The sequence below is a fragment of the Bradyrhizobium sp. Leo114 genome (genome assembly GCF_055229415.2).
On sequence record NZ_JBUYEN020000011.1, the window covers coordinates 41325 to 58152 of the forward strand.

The window sequence follows — 16828 nt, forward strand, 5'->3', positions numbered from 1 at the left end:
GCTGGCGCTCCACCCGGGCTACGGAGCGTCTCGCCGGGCTGGCAGGTTCGATGCGAGCCGGTCCAGTTCGCCGGCCAGATCGCGCTCGACTTCGGCTGCGCGCAGGTTGAGCACGCGATAGTCCCGCTCCTCCAGCCATTCCCGTCGTTTGGCCCGGTCGGCCACGATGGTCTCGCTCTCGTCAGGGTTTTCCAGCTCGATCGCGATCCGGTGGATGAAGGAGACGAAATCGGGGATATGACGCCCCACCGGGGTCTGGCGCTTGAACAGGCCGGCAAAGCGGCGATCCTTGGTCAGCGCCTGCCACAGGATGCGCTCCGCATCGGTCGGGTTGCGCCGGAGGAGCCGCGCCAGTCCGCGCACCGTGCTGCTGGCATCGGCGGAGGCGCCGCCGCCCTGCCCCTGCTCGGCGAGGAGCGCCCGCAGCCGGGTCGCCTGCTCGCCGTCGAGCACGCCGCCCTTGGCCGGCCCCTTGCGTCCCTCGGCGATCGCCATGATCACACCGTGCAGGGTATGCATGTCCTGCTTGGTCGGCTCCATCCGGGTGAAGATGTTGCGCAGGTTGACCAGCATAGTGTCGCGCTTCTCGCGCGGCCGCAGGAACTCGACCTTGTCGAGCTCGGCGACCAGATTGTCGAAGAACGCCTGAACCTGGTGCTGGGAGGCGCGCTCGGATCGCTCAGGCATCGCGAACGGCAGCACGCCCGCGGTCGCGAGCTTGAACCACTCATAGCCCATCAGCAGCACCGCCTGAGCGAGGTTCAGCGAGGCAAAGCCGGGATTGACCGGGAAGGTGACGATGCGGTCGGCGAGCGCGACCTCCTCGTTGGTCAGTCCGGCGCGCTCGCGGCCGAACAGGATGCCGGCCCCGCCGCCGGCGGCGACGTACGCCACGATCTCGCGCGCGGCCGCTTCCGGCCCGACCACCGGCTTGGCCTGGTCATGGGCGCGGGCGGTGGTGGCGAACAACAGGTCGAGATCGGCGACGGCCTCGGTGACGGTGTCGAACAGCTCGACATGGTCGAGAATGTGGTCCGCGCCCGCTGCGGCGCGCTGCGCGGCGATGTTCGGCCAGCCGTCGCGCGGATTGACCAGCCGGAGCTGCGACAGCGCGAAATTGCCCATCGCGCGCGCAGCCATCCCGATGTTCTCGCCAAGCTGCGGTTCGACCAGGATCACGACGGGACCCCTGAGGTCGTGGCCGGTCTTGGTCTTGTCGGTGCCGGACATCTTAAAACTTCGCTTCCTGATTCAATCTCTGAACAATCTGATTCAGGTCCTGAAGGAGTTGAATCAGAGTGCCAGGTTTCCTGCTACGCCCGGATTGCCCCGTGGGCGCAAATTTCTCAAGCGGAATAATGGCTTTACGGCTGTTCTTGAATCTTCATCCGAAACCTGAGATGCGAAGCGTCGCAACCCCACTTCCACTCTTCCGCTGCCGCCTGAAGCATGAGACATAGCGGCGGCATTCTCGGCTAAAAGATGAGCCGAAACTGCATAACCCCTTGGCTTCCGCCGGCGCGTTCCCGGTGCTATAGCCCCGAGGATAATCCGCTAGTCGCGCCCCAAAGCGTGCTGTTCCCCCAAGAGGCCCTATTCCCATGGCAAAAATCAAGGTGACCAACCCCGTCGTCGAACTCGATGGCGACGAGATGACCCGGATCATCTGGCAGTACATCAAGGACAAGCTGATCCACCCGTTCCTTGATATCAACCTGATGTATTTCGACTTGGGGATGGAGCACCGCGACAAGACCAACGACAAGGTCACGATCGATGCGGCGGAAGCGATCAAGAAGGTCGGCGTCGGCGTCAAATGCGCGACCATCACCCCGGATGAAGCCCGGGTGAAGGAGTTCGGCCTCAAGGAGATGTGGAAGTCGCCGAACGGCACCATCCGCAACATCCTGGGCGGTGTGATCTTCCGCGAGCCGATCATCTGCAAGAACGTGCCGCGCCTGGTTCCCGGCTGGACCAAGCCGATCATCATCGGCCGCCACGCCTATGGCGACCAGTACCGCGCCACCGACATCAAGTTCCCAGGCAAGGGCACGCTGTCGATGAAGTTCGTCGGCGAGGACGGCACCGTGATCGAGAAAGAGGTGTTCAAGGCGCCCGGCTCCGGCGTCGCGATGCAGATGTACAACCTCGATGACTCCATCATCGACTTCGCCCGCGCCTCCTTCAACTACGGCCTGATGCGGAACTATCCGGTCTATCTCTCGACTAAGAACACGATCCTCAAGGTCTATGACGGCCGCTTCAAGGACATCTTCCAGGATGTCTTCGACCGCGAATTCAAGAAGGAGTTCGACGCCAAGGGGCTGACCTACGAGCACCGCCTGATCGACGACATGGTGGCCTCGGCGCTGAAATGGTCCGGCGGCTATGTCTGGGCCTGCAAGAACTATGACGGCGACGTCCAGTCCGACACCGTGGCGCAAGGCTATGGCTCGCTCGGCCTGATGACCTCGGTGCTGCTCACCCCCGACGGCAAGACCGTGGAAGCGGAAGCTGCCCACGGCACGGTGACCCGGCACTACCGCGAGCACCAGAAGGGCAAGGAGACCTCGACCAACTCGATCGCGTCGATCTTCGCCTGGACGCGCGGCCTCGCTCACCGCGCCAAGCTCGACAACAACCCCGAGCTTGCGAAGTTCGCCGACACCCTGGAGAAGGTCTGCGTCCAGACGGTCGAGGACGGCTACATGACCAAGGACCTCGCGCTCCTCGTCGGCGCCGACCAGCGCTGGCTGTCCACGACCGGCTTCCTCGACAAGGTCGACGAGAACCTCACCAAGGCGATGGCGGCCTAAGCCGCCTTCCACTCGCGAAGCTCTATCACCCGTCATTGCGAGCGTAGCGAAGCAATCCATCTACCCCCTGCGGCACCATGGATTGCTTCGTCGCTTCGCTCCTCGCAATGACGGAATTTGGCAAGCGCCGCTCCAATAAGGGGATCTTATGCCGTCGCTTAGGACAGCCACGATCGCCCTTCTGGTAATGGGTTCCGCGACGGAAGCTTGCGTCGCAGAGCCGCTTCCCGAGGCTATCGCTGCACCGGGAGAAGCGATCGTGCTTAGCGTTCACGCCGAAGGCGCGCAGGTCTACGAATGCAAGGCTGGCCTCGAAGGCAAGTTGGCCTGGGCCTTTCGTGAACCGATCGCAACGCTGATGGCCGACGGCAAGACCGTCGGCCGCCACTATGCCGGACCGAACTGGGAGCATGTCGACGGCAGCGTCGTACTCGGCCGGACTTCCAGCAATGCGCCCGGCGCGACACCGAACGACATTCCCTGGCTCAAGCTTGATGTGATCTCACGGCGCGGCAGCGGCACGCTGTCCGGTGTCACGACGGTGCAGCGGATCAACACCGCGGGTGGCATTCTCGAAGGCCCCTGCGACAAGGCCGGCGCGACCCACAGCGCGCCCTATTCCGCGGACTACGTGTTTCTCCGCAAGGGCTGAGCGGCCCGTCGGCAAGGGCGGTGCCGTGGAATGGGTAACCCATCAGCTTCGGAGCAAGCCGCGCGATGATGGGTTTCGCTTTCGCTCTACCCATCCTACGATTCTTTCGAATCTCACATCGATGTCGTCCCTGCGAAAGCAGGGATCCATAACCACAGGGAGGTATTGTGGAGCGAGCAACCGTTGCAGCGGAGCACGCCACAAGCGCCTGCGGGCAAGTCACGCCATCAGCGATCCCAGAAAACGGATCGCCGGGATGCTCGGCAGGAACGCATAGGCGCCGCCCCGAGTCCGGACGAACCGCGGCAACCCCCGCAGCCGGATCGTCGTGCCGGATTTGAGCGGCAGGTCGAACCAACTGGTGCCAGGATCGTTGGCGCCTGTGATCGGATCGTTGGAGCCGGTGATGCGTGGGTCCTGCAGGCCAAGATTCAGCCACTCACAGGACATGGCCTCGAACTGTGCGCCGAGACTCGCCCCAATGAAGTTGCCGAGCAGGCCCCGTTCCGGTTCGGGTTTGCTCGGATCACGAGGCTTCTGCGGATCATAGAGTGGTCCATAAGGCATCCCGCGCCGAACAAGACGCCGACTGTTGTTCGCCACCCGTTGCACGATCTGGCCGCCCCGCGGGTTGCACCGCCGGATATGGGCTCCGTAGGGGCAGCGGGAGTCGCCAACGTAGTCAAAATTCGCCTGATCCACTTTGGGATCAGGCGCATCCGGGGACAGTGCCATCGGCGTGCCATCGCGCCACCGGCCGCACAAATGGGCGGCGACGACCTCACGCAAAGCCGCATGACGCGACAGGCCTTCGATTGACAAGGCTTGGCCGATCTTCGCTTCAGCACCGGGTGGCAGCAACTCGTCGACCTGCGGATGCTTGATCAAATCGCTTGCGGCTCGGTCGAGATACTCCTCGAAGCCGACCACATCCTGTTCCAGCACGCGAAAGGCATTGAAGGTGCCGTTGTGTCCCAATGCTTCGGGTTGAGGCACCCGCCACGTCAAACCTTCGAAGTTGGTCGGATGTCCCAGCAACACGGTGCCGAGCGGCGCCTTGGGTTGTCCGTCTTCATAGCGTTGTCCGTCGTGAACCTCCGCGAATCTCGGTTGCATGATGTTGTCGCGATATCCGAAGTGAACGACGTCCTTGGGGAAGGCGCACCCCTCAAGAGCACCGAGCAGCCTGAAGGCTTTTCCGTCAGAGAGGGCGCGCTGCTGGACTTGGTTCAATTGCGCGACCTCGTCGGCGTAGATCGTGGCGATGAGATGGATCCGCTTGGGGGCGTCGAAGGGGGTTGGCCAGGTTTCCGGCGCATTCGGCCCGACATCGCCAAGCTTCAAGGCGCGGGCGTTCATGCCCTCGATGAATTCGTTGGGGAACATTTCAAGGGAAGAATTCGGCACGCCGAGGGCGCGCAGTCCCTCGTAGGTCAGGCCAAGGTTGAAACAGGTGTCCGGCTTGGTTCTCCCCCAATTCCCGGTCGTGATCTGCGGAGCATCGTCGCCGCGGCCCGATGTCGAGGCGGCGAGCCAGCGCCGGGCCGCGATGCGATCGGCGACTTCAAGAATGAGGTACCGCACGCGAGGCTTGCGATAGCCACGCAAAATGTTGCCCTGTATGTCAGCGGCGTCGAATGCTGCGCTCACCAGCCTATCCCCAGTTGGTTGCGGACCTGAGCCGCCGAAAATCCGGGATAGGCCCGGTAGCCGCTGCCGAGCGAAACGTTCGCGTTGGCGCGGAGCTGGAGCACCACCTTGCGCGGAAGCAGGCGCAGATCGTCATTGCCGGATGCGGCCTTGTCGCCGTTCCAAGCTTCCTGGTCTCTCAGAAGATCGGTGGCCGTGTCCGGCACCTGGTACAGGTCGCGCTCGTGCACCCATTGGATGAACGCCTCGACATTATGCTCGCAGGGAATCACGGCCTCCCCTCCTTCGACAAGTTCGACCACGGCGTTGAACACGCTGCCGATCGTGGCGATGAAGTCACGAATGTAGTTGGTGAAGTCTCCGTCGTAGACGGAGAACATGCAAATATTGTCGCCGACGATGACGAAGCGCGCAAAGTGCACCGTGCCGACATTGTCCAATCCGGCATATATCGCATCCTTGTTTTGCGCGATCGCCAGCGCTGCCTTCGCTCGACCGATCGGCGACTTGTCCTTGAGCGGCATGATCAGGTTCATCATGCACTGCAGATTGTCGCCAGGCTGGATCGATGGGTGGGGACCGCCGGGCAGCGGCTTCACCGGCGTGCGCCACGCCCAGTAAGGCACCAGGACCCACGACGCCAAGAGCTGGAACAGGGGGTTCTTGGGCAACCGGTCTACAAACCGATCGAGCCAACCTTTCTCACCTAGCATCAGCTTAGCTCCACCTGAAGGGGCACCCGTCGCGCATTTCGCGCGAGACTTCATAAGCGCACCGGCGGGCGTGGAGGATCGGATCCCCGGAGGGCTCGATGCCAGGTACGAGACGCCAGGGATTAAAACTGATGCGTTCGCCGTCCGCGACCTGATCCTTGGCGAGATTGGTGAGCGTAAGGGTGCCCATGACGACCCGGACTCGCCTGGCCGGCCAAGGCTTTGTGGGATCATCGAGCGCGTCGCCCGCTTCGCCGATTGTCATCATCAGCATGAACCGGGCCGGCCACCGCCGCAGGCGCTCTTCAAGTTCATGGCGCAGATATTTATCAACCGGCGTGGCAGTGGGATCGGTGGTACGGACGCCTGCAACCGGCTGCCAGGAAAAGCGAACGGGACGACGTACTCCATGGGGATCTTCCACCATGAAGGTGTGGATGGCGTGATAGGCCGCGCGGGCATAGCTCACCGGGGCGCCGATCACCCCGGCTTCGAACACTGCCAACTGGGCGAACCGGTGTTGATTGGCGTAACTGAGTATTCCCGCACCGTCACTCGTGGTTTGCTTTGGGTACGGGTCGCGAACAGGCTCCTTGAGCTGCAGCATGTCGAGAATCTTCCGCCACGGGGATTTTCTTTGAACCGGCTGCGGCCTCGCGACCTTGGTGAACTCGAAAAAGTCCTCAACATTGCGGGCGAAAAATTCGGCGAGCGTCGTAGCGATCAGGTCGGCTGCCGTCCTATCCTGCAGGTGGAAACGTGTCGCCATTCCCCGAACATCGGACCATCCATCATGCTGCTTCGGCCCCCCTTGTCCGTTGGAGAACCTCACCGACACGCGAATGCGCTGTCCCTTGAAGTGTTCTGCGATGCAATAGTTGCGCGCCACGTCCGAAGCCATGAAATAGCCGTCTACGCCCACGCCGATCGTGTGCACCGGCCTTTGCCCGGGGGCAGGCTCCGGCAAATTGGCAATGATGGCGTCGACGAGCCGCCTTGCTTCCGATGAATCGCCCATGCCCCCTCCATTGCGAACGGACCGCCAGCCCGAATGCCGTTGGCGCCTGATGCGTTAGCGATGTCGATCGAATTCAGCCCGCGCCCTTCCCCAAACCTTACATTTGATCGCAAGTCGGATATGTGACGTAGTTCACAAATTAGCCGAACGAAGTGCCAAGCAATTCGGATCTGATAGCGCCAGACGGTGCTCGCGCACCGATAAAACGATGGGCTGAGTCCGGAGCCAAGCGGAGATCGTCAAACGCGATCCGGTGGCCGCATCCATTTCCGCGCAACGGGAGGCTGAACGGATTGGCTCCTTAGGTCTGGATCACTGCTACATAGTTGGTCGCGGACATACTACTAATGGATGACCGCGCTCCGCGCGGTGAACTCCCATTCATATGCCTTTTGCATACGAACTAAATTGTGAGCATGCGCTTCTATCGGCCGTGAGGGCCCACGCCATGACCAAGCACTTTTCGACGCATATCATGACAGATGCGCTCCTAATCCTGGTATCTGTAGCGATAATCACGATTGTAGCGATATCCTTCGAGTCCATTCGGGCCGGCATCGCGGCTTCTATTCCAACCCCATTCGATCTTGCGATGGAGAGGACACTCGCAACCGTCCAACCGAACCTTGCCCGCGCACAACCGACATGCCGACTTCGTTCCGCTCCTTTGCAATGGAACGTGGACTGGCTTTTCGGGCCACCTGTAGACCGCGGTTGATGAGAGCTCGTGAAGCAGCGGTGGCGTCGCGAGGCATCGCCATTTAGCGGCCCAGCCGCCTTTGCTTCGCTACGCAAAACAAGCGGACATCACCGGTTTGACACCAAGGCCTATTGCGGCCCGCCCTGAGACTGGATTACAGGACCGCACGACTTAGCCGTCCGTGAGCGCCACGCTCATCAGTCGTGACATCCCGTCCACCGCATCTCACCACAGTGCCCGTGACAATCGCGAGCCGCCCCTCGTTGGCGCTGAGACATTTGCGCCTCGTCCGGTTCTGCTTGAACTTGGTCTCAAGAACGGGTCTTTGGACGAGCCCGAACAATCGGAGCTAGTATCCGCATGTTCACCGACATGATGGAGGGAGCATTCGCAAATATGATGAACCTATTGATTTCGTTGCTTGTGTTCGCGCTGATATTTGGCGGCGCCTTGGCTGGGATGGCCGTTCGGCCGTTGTTGTCAGAACATCACCTGCAGTCGGACTCCAAGGACGTCGTAAAGCTGACCGCAGGCCTGATTGGCACACTGACCGCACTCGTACTGGGTCTGTTGATCGCATCCGCAAAAACCACGTTCGACCAGAAGGCAAGCCAGGTCCGGCAGTTGACCGCAACGATCATCCTTCTGGACGATCTGGTTACGCAATATGGATCGGAAGCAACCCCTGTCCGAAAGCTCCTGCGGCAGAGCATACCGCCGATGGCTGATCGCATTTGGCACGAGCAAGCGAACTCAAACGGGAAACCCACGCGCTTCGAGTCCAGCGTCGAGGCATGGACATTCTATGATGAACTCGAACGGCTATCTCCGAACAACGATATGCAACGTTCCCTGCAGACTCGCGCCATTGCGGCTTTCACGGAAGGCGCGCAGATGCGACTGCGGTTGTTTACGCAGGCCGGAAGTTCAATTCCGACGCCTTTTCTGATCATCATGGTATTTTGGCTGAGCGCGATCTTTGTGAGCGCCACCCTGTTCGTGCGAGCGAATATCGTCGTCACGATCGCGCTGTTCGTATGCGCGCTGTCGTTTGCCGGCGCGATCTTTCTGGTTTTGGAGCTGGATGACCCCTTCACGGGACTGATGGGGATTTCAAGCTCGACACTGCGGAGTGCGCTCCCGCCGCTGAACTCGTAAGTTCTCCACTTCGCTCGAAAACGCTCTAGGCGGCCTGCGTGCGGCGGGCCGCGTCTTACCACCAGCGCGGTTGCATCGGTTGATAGTATTGGCCGGCGCGCGGGCGCGTATTGCCAGGTTGGGGGTTCCAATTGGGCTGGAAAAAGAAGCCGAAGCCGTTGTTGTTGCCCCAGTCGTTGCCGCTCGCAACCGGGACATTGACGACCGTAGGCCGGCGCATCTTGAAGCCGCCCTGGGGCTGGTTGTTCAGCACCGCGACGAACTCGGTGCGATAGTTGGTCTCGCGGCTCAGCGGCTCATCCGAGACGATGATCGAGGATCGCGGCAATGCCGTCGGCGCGATGCGATCGAGCACATCCTGCGGGATGGTGATGCGGTCGAGCGCGTGCTTGGCGTCGTCCCCGCTGTCGATCGTGACCGCGGTCCAGCGCAGGCTCGCGTCGTTGCGCGCCATCGCCGTGAACACATGCGTGCCGATCTGCTTGTCGGGATCACGGATCGTGACCGGAACCTCAATGGTCGCATCGAACACCTCGCCTCCGTCCGGCCACTCCTTGTGAGTGTTGCGCCGCACGTAAAGCTTCTGCGTCGCGCGGCTGATGTAGACGGAGACCGGCTCGAGCGCGAGCTTCGCCTCGCTCGCCGCCTTGGCGGTGTCGGCCTTCCTGGTCTGGGCCGCTTTGGCGGCGTCCTTTGCGGCGGCGACGGCGTCGAGCTTCGACTTCGCGTCGGCCCTGGCGGTGTCGAGCTGCGTCCCTGCTTCCGTGGCCTTAAGGGCGGCCTTCTCCTTCTGCTCACTGGCCTGCGCCTTGGCCTGATCCGTATTTGCGGCGGCGAGCTTCTTGTCGGCGGATGCGAGCTCGGCGTCGGCGCGAGTCTTGAGCCCCTCCAGCTTGCGCAGCGACGCTGTGAGGGATGCTGTTTCGCGCGCCGCTGTCGCGGCGGCTTTCTTCGCCTCGTCGGCTGCCCTGGCAGCCTCGTCCGCCTCGCGGGCGAGCGCCTCGGCACGCGCCGGAGCAGCCGCGACCGCCTTCGCGTCCGGCACGAATAGCACCGGGTGAGAAAACTCGACCGGCTCCGCGTCGTTCGGCGAGATGATCACCCGCATGCCGATCCGCGTCTTGTCGAACAAATTCTCCGCAAAGTCGTAGGGCATCCGCACGCAGCCGTGCGAGGCCGCATACCCGGGCAGCGGCCCGCCGTGCAGCGCGATGCCGTTCCAGGTGATGCGCTGCATGTTCGGCATCCAGGCGTCGTCATAGAGCGTCGAGTGGTGGTCCTTGTCCTTCTCGATGACGGCGAAGATGCCGGCAGGCGTCTCGCGTCCCTTGGTGCCGGTCGACACCGGCGCGCGCAGGATCCAGCCCTCGGCGTCGTAGAAAGTGACCTGCTGGGACTTGATCGACACGATCGCCATGATCGGCTCGCCCGCATCACGCGGCGCCGTCGCCTCAGTGGGCGGCGCGGGGCGCGCCTGTCTCGCCGCGGCGTCGGCGGTCAGCGCCGCCATCGCCACGAGCGCCACAATGGCGGAGCTCCCCCAGCGCCGCGTCTCCACGGTGGATTGCGTCGTGATGAACCGATTTGCCATGCCATGTCCCGGTTGAAATGCCTGTCCGCGTCCATCGAGATCGGCGACCAGCTTATTTGACTCACCCCGATACGGCTAGACCGACCCGATGTCGGCTGCTCAGCCCGTGACCGATTTTGGCCGCTGAAGCTGGCAAGCTCCGCTCCCAGATGTAAAGCGGGCCAAGTTTGGGGCGGGCCATAACGCCGGCTTCTGACCCTGGATCATGATCCGATTAGACGGAATCGGATCATGATCTCATCTCTTTGTTTGAGCATGATCTTTTCGGAAAACCGGTTTCCACTTTTCCGGATCATGCTCTAACCGGATCTTGCTGGATGACCCAGTCGTGATGCATCGAACTCTACCATCGTGATATGTTGGCATGAAGGCACAATCGGGGGCCGAACATGGAGAAATACGGGGCCGGGTCGATTGTCGTCTCCGAATATGACCCCAACTGGCCGGCGTTGTTCGAACAGGAGTGCATGAGGATCAAGCATGCTCTCGGCTCGTTCGTCCTGGTCATCGAGCATATGGGGAGCACAGCGGTTCCAGGTCTCCCATCAAAGCCCATCGTTGACCTGCTGGTTGGTGTACCTAGCCTTGAAGAGGCAAAGGAACGTTGCATCGAGCCGTTTGTGGCACTTGGCTACAAGTACATACCGGAATACGCGTCATGGCTCCCCGGTGAGTTGTTCTTCCGTAAGGGGCCTCCGGGACCGTGGACCCACCATGTGCACTTGATGGAGCCGTCCCATCCTCGTTGGGAGGCACGTTTGGTGTTTCGCGACTATCTTCGCGCACATCCCGAGGCAGCACGCGCCTACGCCAGCGTTAAGCGAGCCCTTGCTGCATCTTCAAAAGACGACATAGAGGCCTATCGAACAGGCAAAGATATTTTTGTCGAAGAGACGACGGCCAAGGCTCGTGCATGGCGCGCGAGCCTTGGGCGTCTCCAGCGCGAAAATTGAGCACGGCGTCGGCGGCCGATTTCTCAGCCGCCGCCTTCTTGCATCGAGCATGTCAAAGCTGCGATATGCCGCCATCGACAACCAGCTCCGATCCGGTCATGAAGGAGGAATCCTCGCTCGCCAGGAACAGGGCCGCCCTGGCGATTTCCTCCGCTTCGCCGAAACGATGCAGCGGGATCTCATCCTCAATTGTCGCGGCCGCTTCATTGAGTTGCTTCTCGGAAAGCCCGAGCTTGCCATGAAACGGAGTGCTGATCGGACCCGGGCTTATGGCATTCACGCGGATGCCACGTGGCGCAAGCTCCGCGCCCAACGACCGCACCAGGGAACGCACTGCCGCTTTCGTGGCCGCCAAAATGGAAAGGCCCGGTGAGCCAACTTCGTTCAGGAACGACGTCGTCATGATAATGCTTCCACCCTTGGCCAGCAGTGGAGCGACCGTCTGAACGGTGAAGAAGACGCCCTTGAAGTTCACGTTGAACTGCGTGTCGACCTGATCTTCCGTGACGGCTTCCAGCGGGGCCGCTATGCCCATGCCAGCGTTCGCGAACAGCACGTCGATACGGCCGAACGTCTCGCCAATCTGACGAACGATATTTTCAATCTCCGCCGGCTTGCTCACGTCGCCGCGCAACGCGACAACGCCGTCCCCGAGCTGACTTGCCGCCGACTGCAACCGGGCAGGATTCTGCCCGACGATGATCACGGTAGCTCCTTCGTCCCGAAACAACCTTGCCGCTTCGAGCCCGATGCCAGAGGTTCCACCGGTAACAAGGGCGATCTTGTTCGATAGTTTCATGATTCTCTCCTGGTCCAAAGGTTTTGGGTTTGTGACCGGAGCGCGCGTTCCGTTGTCAGCAAACATGATCGTTGACCCTCACTGCCGCAACAGAGATGATCTGTGCGGGCGGCAGAGAAAAACTTGTTCGGAGATTTATGCGGGCTCCCAACCACTTGAACGCACTCCGCGCCTTCGAGGCGGCTGCCCGGCACCTCAGCTACGTTGCGGCGGCAGACGAACTCAACGTGACGCCAGCGGCGGTGGGAAGCCTCGTGCGGACCCTCGAAGCGGTTGTCGGAGTCGAACTTTTTCACCGCTCTCAGGCTGGCCCCGCACGACTCGTTTTGACCGAAGCCGCGCAAGCTGCGCTACCCGAGCTTCAAGCCGGATTCGATCACCTGACCGCGGCCTTTGAACGTTTGAAAGCATCGCGCGGGATCGTCACGATCAATATCACCGTGCCGCCAGCCTTTGCGGACAAGTGGCTACTGCCGCGCGTCGAGCGTTTTGCGGCCGATCATCCCTTGTATGATCTGCGCATCGATACCAGCGGCCGGCTCGTTGATTTCGCGGCAGAGAGAATGGGTCTCGGCATTCGTTACGGCAGTGGTCACTGGCCAGGCCTCAAATCGACCTTCCTGTTGCGCGACGCATTTTTTCCGGTCTGCAGTCCAGCGTTGCTCGAAGGGCCGCACCCGCTACGACGCCCTGAAGACCTGAAGCATCACACGCTTATCCATGATCGTTCGATGGCGTTCGAAAATGCATTCCCGACATGGCGGACATGGCTGCAAGCAGCAGGCTTTCCGGACATCAACTGCGACCGTGGGCTGCAGATCAATGATTCAGCAGCAGCCTACCAGGCAGCGATGAATGGAAGTGGCGTTGCTCTGGGTCGGACGACACTGGTCGCCCTGGATTTGGAGACGGGCCGCCTTGTTCGTCCTTTCGGCGAAGCACTCAACTGTGAGCTTGCCTACTATGTTGTCCATCGGGCCGGCGCCGACGGCGACCCGGAAATCGTGGCGTTCAAGGAGTGGATCTGCGCTGAAGCGGAAACTGATCAAGCGAAGGTCGGCTAGTGGCTTTGGAAACAGCGATGGCGATATCAGAACTGACGACGGAATGTTCGCGTTGGGGCCACCCGAACGACAAGGACTTCAGTCGGTGCGCTTGAACGACTCCGTCTTGTTACCATTGACGACCGTCAGCTCGGACGGTCTTGCCTGATCGCCGCCGGCAAATCGCAATCGCAGGTCGATCGCTGTTGCGAAGAATTCCCCGGCGGCCGCAGGATACACCGGAAGCGCCTGCTGATGCGCAAACTCGACGAGAAGGCGGTTGCCGTCACGTGCCACCATGATCTTGCCGTTCACGCTCTCACTCATAGGTTCCGGCATACGCTACGTTTGGTACGATATCGCTGATCTCCGGAATCGACGCTGCGACGATTGCGGAAGCGGTTGAGTCGATTGCGGACGACGTTGGAAGCAATCGCAATTTGCCTAATTCACAAGTGTCCATTGGCGCGAGTTACAGAAAAGTCATAACAGGCATAAGTCCTTCTACGCCACCGACCGCATCCACGCTGCAAACGCTTCGATGCTGGCTTGCCGCGGGTGGTCCGGGACGTGGACGACGTAGAAGCCGTAGCCGGGCAGCGCCAGATCGTGCGCCTTCACCAGCGCGCCGCTTTCGATCTCATAGCTCACCACGACGTCGCTGCAGATCGCGATCCCCTGCCCCGCTGCGACCGCATCGATGGCGTGGATCTCCTCGCGGAAGCTGAGGTCCCAATGCTCGGTCGCGGCAGGGATATCCGGATCGACGGAGCGAGCGATGGCGAGCCATCGCGACCAGCTCGGCGCCTCGCGATCCCCGTTCAGCCAGTCGTAATGGATCAGTGGATAGTGCAGGAGGTCGGCGGCGCGCGTAATCGTCGGGCCGCCTTCGCTCAATAGCGCCGGGCTGCAGACCGGGAAGAAACTGTCGCGGAAGATTTCCCGCGCAGCCAGATCGGTCGGCATCGTCCGAGCGTAGCGGATCGCGAGATCGGCATCTCCGGCGCGCAGATTGAGCACGGCGTCAGTGCCGATGATCTCCAGCCGAATCTGCGGATACAGCTTGCGCCATCGCGGCAGGCGCGGCACCAGCCAGCGGCTCGCAAACGCGTTCGGACTGGTCACGCGCAACGTGGTCCTGGCGGTCTTCGCCGACACTGCGGTGACCACGGACGCGAATGTATCAAAGCCGTTCCGGATCACTGGAAATAGCCGCTCGCCCGCATCCGTCAGCGCCAGCGGTCGCGGGCGCCGGCGAAACAGCGGCCGTCCGCAGATCTCCTCGAGAATCCTGATCTGATGGCTGATGGCGGTCGGCGTGACGCCGAGCTCGGCCGCCGCGTCCCTGAAGCTCAGGCGTCTGGCGGCGGCCTCGAAGGCGCGAAGGGATCCCAGCGGCGGAAGCTTTCTCATGCCCGCAGTCTAGATGAATCCAATTCATCCAGCGACTGAGATATTCGATTTTGCCGCGACTAAAGTGCCGTGAGAGCATTATGGCCGCCGGTTCAGCAGCATCGGACCCAAACATGCGGATCGATCATTCTCCTGTCGTCGCGCCCTATCTAAAGGCTATCGCTGGGCTCGCTCCGCTTGCCGCCGAGCTGCGCGAGCAGTGCGACCGCGACCGCCGGCTCCCTCCGCCGATGTACGCGGCACTCGCTTCCGCCGGGCTGTTCCGGCTGTGGCTTCCCAAGGCATTGGGCGGGCCGGAATTGTCGCCACTCGAATTCATGGCAGTGGTCGAGCAAGTCGCGACGCTGGATGGCTCGCTCGGCTGGATCGTCGGCAATGGCGCAGGCATGAGCCGGATCGGCGGCTACGTCCCCGAGCCGACCGCGCGCCGCTGGTTTTCCAATCCTGGCGCCTTCATCGCGAGCGCGACCGGCGCCATCGGCGAAGCGCTGCCGTCAGATGGCGGCTACCGCGTCTCCGGGCGCTGGCCCTTCGGCAGCGGCGCCCACGGAGCGACGCTGTTCATGGGTCTTGCCGCTGACAAGACGAATGGCGAAAGCCGGCTCTTGTGTTGCTACATGGATCGCGAGGCCGTCGAACTTGAGGACACCTGGCAGGTATCGGGTCTGCGCGGCACCGGAAGCTGTCACTTCCAGGCGGGGGATGTGTTCGTGCCTGCCGCGCACACGCACAGCTTTCTGGAGCCAAGCCCATCACAGCCCGGCCTCATGTTCCGCCTGCCGCCCGCAACCCTGTTTCCCTGGACGATCGCGGCCGTCCCGCTCGGGATCGCCCGTGGCGCCATCGAGACCTTCGTCACCCTCGCCGAAACCAGATCCCGCAGCGGCAGCTCCGCCGTGCTTCGCGACCGTGAAACGGTGCAGGCCAGCGTCGGGCGAGCCGAAACGCTGTACAGGTCGGCGCGGGCCTTCCTTACTGACGCGATCACGGACCTCATGGCGGACGCCGAGCGTGGCGAACCATCGACGAGCGCACGCGCCGCTTATCGCACGGCATGCACGAATGCGGCGGAGAGCGCATCGCGCATCGTCCATCTGCTCGCGGCGGACGCAGGCGCGATCTCGATCTTCGAATCCTGCCCGCTGGAGCGGGCGCTCCGCGACATCCAGGCCGCAAGCCAGCATGTGGCGATGAGCCCGAACAATTACGTCGTCTCCGGCCGCATCCGCCTCGGCCTCGATCCCGGCACGGCGAGACTTTGAAGTGCTCAAAGAGCTGGCGCACTGCTCGTGATGGGCACGCTTCCGCCTTCGCTCGTTGAGCTACTGCGGACAAGTGGCTTTGCCACCCTACAACGTCGGCGCAGGCCTGATTCAAATTTCAAACAGCGGGCCCGTAGGATGGGTAGAGCGAAGCAAAACCCATCGCGATGGAGCAAGCGGCACACCAATGATGGATTTCATTTCGCTCTACCCATCCTACGTCTGAGTCAAACAGCGGATGTGAGTTCGCGTTCTCGCGGCACGAAGTGCCCAAGCTTTGCGTTCGTTTCACCCTCCTCGAGATCAGAGGGCGCAGGGAAAGCCGGGTGCCGGTTGCACCCATGGGTCCCGTGCAACAAAAAGCACGGGGGTAGGACCACAGGTTCAACCGAAGCATTCCGGCTTTCCCTGCGCGATGGTTTACGGCTTACTTCGTGCTCTCCCCGGTGACCGGGCTCTTTTGCCACCGTCACTTCACAAGAAGCTTAGCGCCAGCGTCGGGGCGCCAGGACCACACGACTTCGCCGTCCGCTGATGTTGCGTTCGTCGCTCGCAACAGCCGCGTCCACCGCATCTCACCGCAACGTTCGTGACGATCGCGACCCGCCCCTCATTCGCGTGAGACTCGCGGAGTTAAATCACTGATTTGCCCGACGGCGAAAGCGGATTATTTTTCGTGCGAGGGATGGACAGACTTTCGGTGATTTGCCCGTCGGGTTGATTTGTCGCGCCCAAAGCGGCCACATCGTCGTGGCGCTCGAAGCGAAGCAGGCCGTAGCGAAAACAGGATGCCGGTTTCAAAGGTTCAGCCGCTTGGACCCGCCAACGTCCGCTTTCAGATGCAAAGCGGGCCGAGCTTGGAGCGAGCCCTACGTCGCCTATTTGCTCCTATCCGACCAACGCAACACTCGACCCAGCGTCGGCTGCAAAGGGTGGGTCGGACGTGGCCAGACGCAACCAATCGCCGCAAATGACCCAATGGGGTTTGAAGGAGATTAGCAACCTTCGCTACGACAGCCCGTTATATTGGCATCACCGGCAAAAACACGGAGGCTCCGTA

Annotated in this window: 14 protein-coding genes; 6 read left to right on the plus strand and 8 right to left on the minus strand. The window is 61.9% G+C overall.

Going from position 1 to position 16828, the window contains the following annotated elements; all coding sequences use genetic code 11:
- Nucleotides 1-18: 18 nt before the first annotated feature.
- A complete protein-coding gene (locus ACZIRK_RS15420; protein ID WP_463327629.1) occupies nt 19-1230 on the minus strand; it encodes a TrmJ/YjtD family RNA methyltransferase in 1212 nt (403 codons plus the stop codon).
- A 371-nt stretch (nt 1231-1601) separates the two neighbouring features.
- On the opposite strand from ACZIRK_RS15420, the gene ACZIRK_RS15425 reads away from it, so the two are divergent.
- Nucleotides 1602-2816, plus strand: coding sequence for an NADP-dependent isocitrate dehydrogenase (locus ACZIRK_RS15425; RefSeq protein WP_463327630.1), 1215 nt, complete (start codon nt 1602-1604; stop codon nt 2814-2816).
- A 187-nt stretch (nt 2817-3003) separates the two neighbouring features.
- Complete coding sequence (locus tag ACZIRK_RS15430) at nt 3004-3468, plus strand: DUF3455 domain-containing protein (RefSeq protein WP_463327734.1); 465 nt, start codon at nt 3004-3006, stop codon at nt 3466-3468.
- 219 nt (nt 3469-3687) lie between these two features.
- On the opposite strand, the gene ACZIRK_RS15435 is transcribed toward ACZIRK_RS15430, so the two are convergent.
- From ACZIRK_RS15435 to ACZIRK_RS15445, 3 genes are read right to left on the minus strand one after another with little or no spacing between them, the layout of a single operon-like run.
- Complete coding sequence (locus ACZIRK_RS15435; protein WP_463327631.1) at nt 3688-5118, minus strand: Dyp-type peroxidase; 1431 nt, start codon at nt 5116-5118, stop codon at nt 3688-3690.
- Nucleotides 5115-5831, minus strand: a complete 717-nt coding sequence (locus tag ACZIRK_RS15440) for a hypothetical protein (protein WP_463327632.1) — start codon at nt 5829-5831, stop codon at nt 5115-5117. Before ACZIRK_RS15440 ends, ACZIRK_RS15435 begins: the two co-directional genes overlap by 4 nt.
- Before the next feature lie 4 nt (nt 5832-5835).
- Nucleotides 5836-6849: a catalase gene (locus tag ACZIRK_RS15445; RefSeq protein WP_463327633.1), complete on the minus strand. Its 1014-nt coding sequence runs from the start codon at nt 6847-6849 to the stop codon at nt 5836-5838.
- A gap of 1060 nt (nt 6850-7909) precedes the next feature.
- Here ACZIRK_RS15445 and ACZIRK_RS15450 point away from each other — a divergent pair.
- Complete coding sequence (locus ACZIRK_RS15450) at nt 7910-8707, plus strand: bestrophin-like domain (RefSeq protein WP_456644475.1); 798 nt, start codon at nt 7910-7912, stop codon at nt 8705-8707.
- Between the two features lie 55 nt (nt 8708-8762).
- Here ACZIRK_RS15450 and ACZIRK_RS15455 read toward each other — a convergent pair whose 3' ends face one another.
- Nucleotides 8763-10298 (minus strand): L,D-transpeptidase family protein, encoded by a 1536-nt coding sequence (locus ACZIRK_RS15455; RefSeq protein ID WP_463327634.1) that lies wholly within the window; start codon nt 10296-10298, stop codon nt 8763-8765.
- A 389-nt stretch (nt 10299-10687) separates the two neighbouring features.
- On the opposite strand from ACZIRK_RS15455, the gene ACZIRK_RS15460 reads away from it, so the two are divergent.
- Entirely contained in the window at nt 10688-11251 is a 564-nt protein-coding gene (locus tag ACZIRK_RS15460; protein ID WP_463327635.1) for a GrpB family protein, read from the plus strand.
- A gap of 52 nt (nt 11252-11303) precedes the next feature.
- Here the strand turns inward: ACZIRK_RS15460 and ACZIRK_RS15465 are convergent, their stop codons facing one another.
- Nucleotides 11304-12116 carry an SDR family oxidoreductase gene (locus ACZIRK_RS15465; protein ID WP_463327636.1) on the minus strand — a complete coding sequence of 271 codons (813 nt, stop codon included), beginning with the start codon at nt 12114-12116 and terminating at the stop codon, nt 11304-11306.
- A gap of 89 nt (nt 12117-12205) precedes the next feature.
- Here ACZIRK_RS15465 and gcvA point away from each other — a divergent pair, with 89 nt between their 5' ends.
- On the plus strand, nt 12206-13114 hold the full coding sequence (gcvA, locus tag ACZIRK_RS15470) for a transcriptional regulator GcvA (protein WP_245475060.1): 909 nt from the start codon (nt 12206-12208) through the stop codon (nt 13112-13114).
- A 78-nt stretch (nt 13115-13192) separates the two neighbouring features.
- Here the strand turns inward: gcvA and ACZIRK_RS15475 are convergent, their stop codons facing one another.
- Together ACZIRK_RS15475 and ACZIRK_RS15480 are read right to left on the minus strand one after the other, a co-directional pair.
- Nucleotides 13193-13408 (minus strand): hypothetical protein, encoded by a 216-nt coding sequence (locus ACZIRK_RS15475; protein WP_463327637.1) that lies wholly within the window; start codon nt 13406-13408, stop codon nt 13193-13195.
- A 189-nt stretch (nt 13409-13597) separates the two neighbouring features.
- On the minus strand, nt 13598-14506 hold the full coding sequence (locus ACZIRK_RS15480) for a LysR substrate-binding domain-containing protein (RefSeq protein ID WP_463327638.1): 909 nt from the start codon (nt 14504-14506) through the stop codon (nt 13598-13600).
- A 113-nt stretch (nt 14507-14619) separates the two neighbouring features.
- Between ACZIRK_RS15480 and ACZIRK_RS15485 the strand changes: the two genes are divergently transcribed.
- Nucleotides 14620-15768, plus strand: a complete 1149-nt coding sequence (locus tag ACZIRK_RS15485) for an acyl-CoA dehydrogenase family protein (protein ID WP_463327639.1) — start codon at nt 14620-14622, stop codon at nt 15766-15768.
- Nucleotides 15769-16828 lie beyond the last annotated feature (1060 nt).